Below are 5,724 nucleotides of genomic sequence, written 5' to 3' on the forward strand. Positions count from 1 at the left end.
CAGCACCACGCCCAGCGTCTTCTCGAGCTGGGCGATGGCCTGCGTGACCGGCGGCTGGGTCATGTGCAGGCGCTGGGCGGCGCGGCCGAAATGCAGCTCCTCGGCCACGGCCACGAACTGGCGCCAGGCCCGCAGGTCGATCAGGCTTTCATTCATATGCCAAGCATATCAATCGGCCTCTCAAAATGGATTGGAAGCAATCAATCAGAAGTCCGATACTTGGCGCTCCCCGGTTTTCCCTCCCCACGATCGAAGAGACACCCACCATGGACACCAAGCCAATCCAGATCAATCGCCGCAGCGCCAACATCGTCGAAGGCAAGAGCCGCGCGCCCAACCGTTCGATGTTCTACGCGATGGGCTACGAGGAAGGCGACTTCAAGAAGCCGATGGTCGGCGTCGCCAACGGCCACAGCACCATCACGCCCTGCAACTCGGGCCTGCAGAAGCTGGCCGACGCGGCCATCGCGGGCATCGAGGAAGCCGGCGGTAACGCGCAGGTGTTCGGCACCCCCACCATCTCCGACGGCATGGCCATGGGCACCGAAGGCATGAAGTACTCGCTGGTGAGCCGCGAGGTCATCTCCGACTGCATCGAGACCTGCGTCGGCGGCCAGTGGATGGACGGCGTGCTGGTGGTCGGCGGCTGCGACAAGAACATGCCCGGCGGCCTGATGGGCATGCTGCGCGCCAACGTGCCCGCCATCTACGTCTACGGCGGCACCATCCTGCCGGGCCGCTACAAGGGCCAGGACCTCAACATCGTCAGCGTGTTCGAGGCCGTGGGCCAGAACGCCGCCGGCAACATGAGCGACGAGGACCTGCACGAGATCGAGAAGCGCGCCATCCCCGGCACCGGCTCCTGCGGCGGCATGTACACGGCGAACACCATGTCGAGCGCCTTCGAGGCCCTCGGCATCTCGCTGCCCTACTCGTCGACCATGGCGAACCCGCACGACGAGAAGGCCAACTCGGCCAAGGAATCGGCCAAGGTGCTGATCGAGGCGATCAAGAAGGACCTGAAGCCGCGCGACATCGTGACCAAGAAGGCGATCGAGAACGCGGTGGCCGTGATCATGGCCACGGGCGGCTCGACCAACGCGGTGCTGCACTTCCTCGCGATCGCGCACGCGGCCGAGGTGGAATGGACCATCGACGACTTCGAGCGCATGCGCAAGAAGGTGCCGGTGATCTGCGACCTGAAGCCCTCGGGCAAGTACCTCGCGGTCGACCTGCACCAGGCCGGCGGCATTCCGCAGGTCATGAAGGTGCTGCTCAACGCCGGCCTGCTGCATGGCGACTGCGTCACCATCAGCGGCCAGACCATCGCCGAAGTGCTCAAGGACGTGCCCGACGTGCCGCGCGCCGACCAGGACGTGATCCGCCCGATCGACAAGCCGATGTACGACGAAGGCCACCTGGCCATCCTCAAGGGCAACCTGTCGCCCGAAGGCGCGGTCGCCAAGATCACCGGCCTCAAGAACCCGGTCATCACCGGCCCGGCGCGCGTGTTCGACGACGAGCAGTCGGCGCTCAAGGCCATCCTCGACGGCAAGATCGTGGCCGGCGACGTGATGGTGCTGCGCTACCTCGGCCCCAAGGGCGGCCCGGGCATGCCCGAGATGCTGGCGCCCACGGGCGCGCTGATCGGCGCGGGCCTCGGCGAGAGCGTGGGCCTGATCACCGATGGCCGCTTCTCTGGCGGCACCTGGGGCATGGTGGTGGGCCACGTGGCGCCCGAAGCGGCGGCCGGCGGCACCATCGCCTTCGTCCACGAGGGCGACTCGATCACCATCGATGCGCATGCGCTCAAGCTCGAGCTCAACGTGCCCGAGGCCGAGATCGCCAAGCGCCGCGAAGGCTGGAAGGCCCCGGCCCCGCGCTACACGCGCGGCGTGCAGGCCAAGTTCGCGTTCAATGCCTCGAGCGCGAGCTCGGGCGCGGTGCTCGACAAGTTCTGAAGCCCGGCGTTCAGGCCGTGGCGGCCGGCGGCTGCCACGGTTTCGCCACTTCCTCGTAGCCGATGGACTTCGGGCGCAGGCGCGGCAACAGGTCGTCGAAGCTCTCGAAACGCAGCAGTTCGCGCGGCGGACCGCGGTCCAGGTCGTCCACGACCAGCACGGCCGGTGCCTGTGCGCCGCTGTCGCGATAGTCGAGCATGACCACCCTGCCGTGGTCGGCCTCGAGCACCACGAGGCGCTGCGGCGCGTCGAAGCCTTGCTTCCACGGCGTTTCGCCCGGCGGGAACACGATGCGGTCCGACAGCTCGGCCAGCGTCGCGAGGTATTCCATCGGCATCAGGTAGCGCAGGACCTCGCTGTACGGCTGGCCTTCGCCGTCGGCGATGTCGACCCAGCGGCACGAGACGCCGCCGCCGTTCTTCACGCGCCACAGCGCCACGAGCGCGCCCGGCAGCCGCACGCCCAGCCGCGCCTCGGTCTGCGCGACCAGCGCATCGTCGGCCGTCAGTTGCGGCTCGGAACCGTCCTTGCGCTGCGCCGCGTTGAGATGGAAGAAATGAGGCTGAGCCTCGCCCCAGAACATCGAGGCACGCCATTGCTCCGGCGCCTCGCCCAGCGGCGGGCCCAGATCGCGCGCGACCGTTCGCGCCACGCCGCGCTCTGGGCGCACGCGCCGCAGCGCCGCGAGGAAATCGTCGAAGTTCTCGAAGGCGATGTCGACCGGCTCCACGCCCGGCTGGCGGTCGAAGTCCGCGATCAGCACCCGCGCCTGCGGCCCGCGCGTGTAGTCGAGCAGGGTCATGTCGCCATAGCGGGCCTGCAGCACCACCAGCTTGTCGGCGCCGGCCGGCACTTCCTCGGGCTCGTGCGTGAAGTCCTCGTAGTGCTCGGCGACGGTGCGCAGCTCGGCCAGGGGCGCGAGGCTCGAATAGTCGATGGAGAAGGCGCCGCGCCAGTCGTCGTAGAACGGGCCGGCATCGCGCTTGAGCGGCACGTAGAGCCAGCCCACGTACCCGCCGTTCATCCGGCCATACAGCTGACGCAGCGTGTCGGGCAGGCGAAAGCCCAGCCGCGCCTCTGCGGCCGCGAGCATGGCTTCGCTGGCCGCGAACGGCGGCTTCTCGACCGGCGCGCCGCGCTGTGCGAGCGCTTCGCGCGCGGTGTTCTTGCGCCAGTAGCCGGGGGAATCGAAGAAGGTGTCGTGATTCAGCGGCGTTGGGTCGATGTCGAGTTCGGACTCGGCTTCCGGTGCGGGCGATGGCGTGCCGACCATCGGCTCGGGCGCCGCGGGCGATGCCTTCGACTCGAGCCCGATGATCGCCGCGCTCACAGCGACCGCCACGACGAACAGCGCCGCGGCCCATTGAACGTCCGACGTCGAGAACGCAGCGATCGGCGCGGCCGGCGCCAGCAGCATGCTCAGCCCCAGCCCGAGCAGGTAGAACACGCCCGCGAGCACCGCCTGGATCGGCAGCGTCACGAGCGCCGACAGCGCGATCCGCTTCGCGCCGCCGAGCCGCCAGGCCAGCGTCCAGGCATTCCACTTGCCGAGCGCATAGAGCACGGTGAACAGCGGCGTCGCCAGCAGCACGATCCATGGCGAGCGATGCAGCCAGCCGGCCGCACCCATGGCCAGCACGATCAGCAAGCCCATGGCGATCCGCAGCACGGGCGCGAGCCCGTTCGACGGCATGCGTGTGGTCATTTCGATCCTCCCCGGTGAAGCGCCGCGATGCATGCGGCGCGTCGGAAGAGTTTCACATGCGGACCACGGCGGGCCCGTCAGCGCAGAGGAGTCAGCGGCGTGGGCGCGATCCGCTGCCGGTCTTCAGGCCCATGTTGGTCTTCTGCCGGTCGATGCGCGCCTGGCGACGCGCATCCTCACGCTCGACCACCTTGCGCTTGGTGTAGCCCGAGGCATCGGCCCAGGCCCACCAGGCCATGGCGAGCGCGAAGGGAATCAGCACGATCCACCAGCTCCAGGTAGCGACCGGGCCGACTTCGAAGTATTTGAGGGCCACGCCCAGGATGCCCAGCACCAGAAACCACATCGCGAATCCCTTCGGGTCGTGTCGCGCGATGCGGTCGCACGCCGGTGGTCGGTGCTCCCTACAATCATCGCGTTGAGCCGTCGAATGTAACTCAGCCCTTACATAAACAGAGAATCCGATCCCCATGAAAAGAGCCCTGCTGTTCGCGACCCTGGCCCTCGGCCTGGCAGCCCCCGCCTTCGCCGACCTGGCGCTGGCCACCTCGAAGAACTGCATGAGCTGTCATGCGGTCGAGCGCAAGGTGCTCGGCCCCTCGTTCAAGGACGTGGCGGCCAAGTACAAGGACAACGCGGGCGCGGCCGACATGCTGGCCGGCAAGATCATCAAGGGCGGTTCGGGCGTGTGGGGCCCGGTGCCGATGCCGGCCAACAACCAGGTCAGCGAAGCCGACGCGAAGAAGCTCGCGGCCTGGATCCTGTCGACGAAGTAAGGCCGGTCCTCAGACCCGCGGATCGAGTTCCACGGGCAGCGAAGGCCGGCGCTCGATGCGGTCCTCGAGCTGGCCGATGTGCGCGGCCAGCGTGTTGTCGGACTGATCCGAACGCAGCCGCACCGCGGCCTCGAGCTGGTCGATGCGCGCCAGCAGCGCCGTCTGGCGGTCGGCGTTCTGCGCCATGTGCTGGTTCTCCTGCGCCTGCAGGAAGTTGCGCAGTTCGGTGAAGCGCGACGCCTCGGCCTTGTCGGCCAGGTCGCGCTGCACCTGCATCTCCTTGGTGTGGCGCTTGGTGTCGAGCAGCACCGAGCTGTGCAGGTACAGCACGTAGACCAGGAAGAAGGCCGCCAGCACCACGGTGAGCCCCAGCATGATCAGGCCCAGCGGCGCCGAGACGGTCATGAAGCCCAGCCACACGTCGGTGGGCGTGGACAGCGTGCCCCAGTTGAGCGCGGCCAGCGCCGCGATCAGCAGCACGATGACGAACAGGAAAGCGGATCTCACGCCCATGGGGGCCTCCTTCGGAAAGATCGAACACGTTGGGAACCCGCGCGCTTCGAGGCGCGCGGTGGTGCCAGCGGTTTTACCTCAGCGAAGGGGCCTGCCCGGCCCTCGGCCCGGCACAGACGCCCCTGTCCTACAGCAGGAATGCCGCATCGCTCAATTCGTCTGCGACAACTGATCGAGGATCGCCGGGTTCTCGAGCGTCGAGGTGTCCTGCGTGATCGCCTCGCCCTTGGCGATGCTGCGCAGCAGCCGCCGCATGATCTTGCCGCTGCGCGTCTTCGGCAGGTTGTCGCCGAAGCGGATGTCCTTGGGCTTGGCGATCGGCCCGATCTCCTTGGCCACCCAGTTGCGCAACTCGGTGGCGATCTGTTTCGCCTCCTCGCCGGTCGGTCGCGCGCGCTTGAGCACGACGAAGGCGCAGATCGCCTCGCCCGTCAGATCGTCGGGACGCCCCACCACCGCGGCCTCGGCCACGAGATCGGTCTTGGACACCAGCGCCGACTCGATCTCCATCGTGCCCAGCCGGTGGCCCGAGACATTGAGCACGTCGTCGATGCGGCCCGTGATGCGGAAGTAGCCGCGGTCGGCGCTGCGCACCGCGCCGTCACCGGCCAGATAGATCGTGCCGCCCATCTCTTCTGGGAAGTAGCTCTTCTTGAAGCGCTCGGGGTCGTTCCAGATGGTGCGGATCATCGAGGGCCAGGGCCGCTTGATCACCAGCATGCCGCCCGCGCCATTGGGCAGGTCCTTGCCGGTCTCGTCCACGATCGCA

7 protein-coding genes are annotated in these 5,724 nt (G+C 68.0%); 2 read left to right on the top strand and 5 right to left on the bottom strand.

Annotation, left to right across the window (positions count from 1 at the left end; genetic code table 11):
• Positions 1-156: LysR family transcriptional regulator (locus AC27VN_RS30710; RefSeq protein ID WP_490879007.1), on the bottom strand; the 156-nt coding region annotated here is incomplete at its 3' end.
• A 110-nt stretch (positions 157-266) separates the two neighbouring features.
• Here AC27VN_RS30710 and ilvD point away from each other — a divergent pair.
• Complete coding sequence (ilvD, locus tag AC27VN_RS30715) at positions 267-1,961, top strand: dihydroxy-acid dehydratase (protein ID WP_296776758.1); 1,695 nt, start codon at positions 267-269, stop codon at positions 1,959-1,961.
• A gap of 10 nt (positions 1,962-1,971) precedes the next feature.
• Here the strand turns inward: ilvD and AC27VN_RS30720 are convergent, their stop codons facing one another.
• Positions 1,972-3,666, bottom strand: a complete 1,695-nt coding sequence (locus AC27VN_RS30720) for an SMI1/KNR4 family protein (protein WP_490879005.1) — start codon at positions 3,664-3,666, stop codon at positions 1,972-1,974.
• 91 nt (positions 3,667-3,757) lie between these two features.
• Positions 3,758-4,012, bottom strand: a complete 255-nt coding sequence (locus AC27VN_RS30725; protein WP_093342394.1) for a TIGR04438 family Trp-rich protein — start codon at positions 4,010-4,012, stop codon at positions 3,758-3,760.
• A 124-nt stretch (positions 4,013-4,136) separates the two neighbouring features.
• On the opposite strand from AC27VN_RS30725, the gene AC27VN_RS30730 reads away from it, so the two are divergent.
• Entirely contained in the window at positions 4,137-4,442 is a 306-nt protein-coding gene (locus AC27VN_RS30730; RefSeq protein WP_057594543.1) for a c-type cytochrome, read from the top strand.
• Between the two features lie 9 nt (positions 4,443-4,451).
• On the opposite strand, the gene AC27VN_RS30735 is transcribed toward AC27VN_RS30730, so the two are convergent.
• Positions 4,452-4,955, bottom strand: a complete 504-nt coding sequence (locus tag AC27VN_RS30735; RefSeq protein ID WP_208513145.1) for a LapA family protein — start codon at positions 4,953-4,955, stop codon at positions 4,452-4,454.
• 150 nt (positions 4,956-5,105) lie between these two features.
• Positions 5,106-5,724: AMP-binding enzyme (locus AC27VN_RS30740; protein WP_490879006.1), on the bottom strand; the 619-nt coding region annotated here is incomplete at its 5' end.

It is taken from the genome of Variovorax sp. 20P10.2.4 (assembly GCF_058244205.1).

Bases quoted from the DNA above. Each gene is read 5' to 3' on its own strand.
- ilvD (WP_296776758.1), top strand. From the start codon at position 267: ATGGACACCAAGCCAATCCAGATCAATCGCCGCAGCGCCAACATCGTC.
- AC27VN_RS30720 (WP_490879005.1), bottom strand. From the start codon at position 3,666: ATGACCACACGCATGCCGTCGAACGGGCTCGCGCCCGTGCTGCGGATC.
- AC27VN_RS30725 (WP_093342394.1), bottom strand. From the start codon at position 4,012: ATGTGGTTTCTGGTGCTGGGCATCCTGGGCGTGGCCCTCAAATACTTC.
- AC27VN_RS30730 (WP_057594543.1), top strand. From the start codon at position 4,137: ATGAAAAGAGCCCTGCTGTTCGCGACCCTGGCCCTCGGCCTGGCAGCC.
- AC27VN_RS30735 (WP_208513145.1), bottom strand. From the start codon at position 4,955: ATGGGCGTGAGATCCGCTTTCCTGTTCGTCATCGTGCTGCTGATCGCG.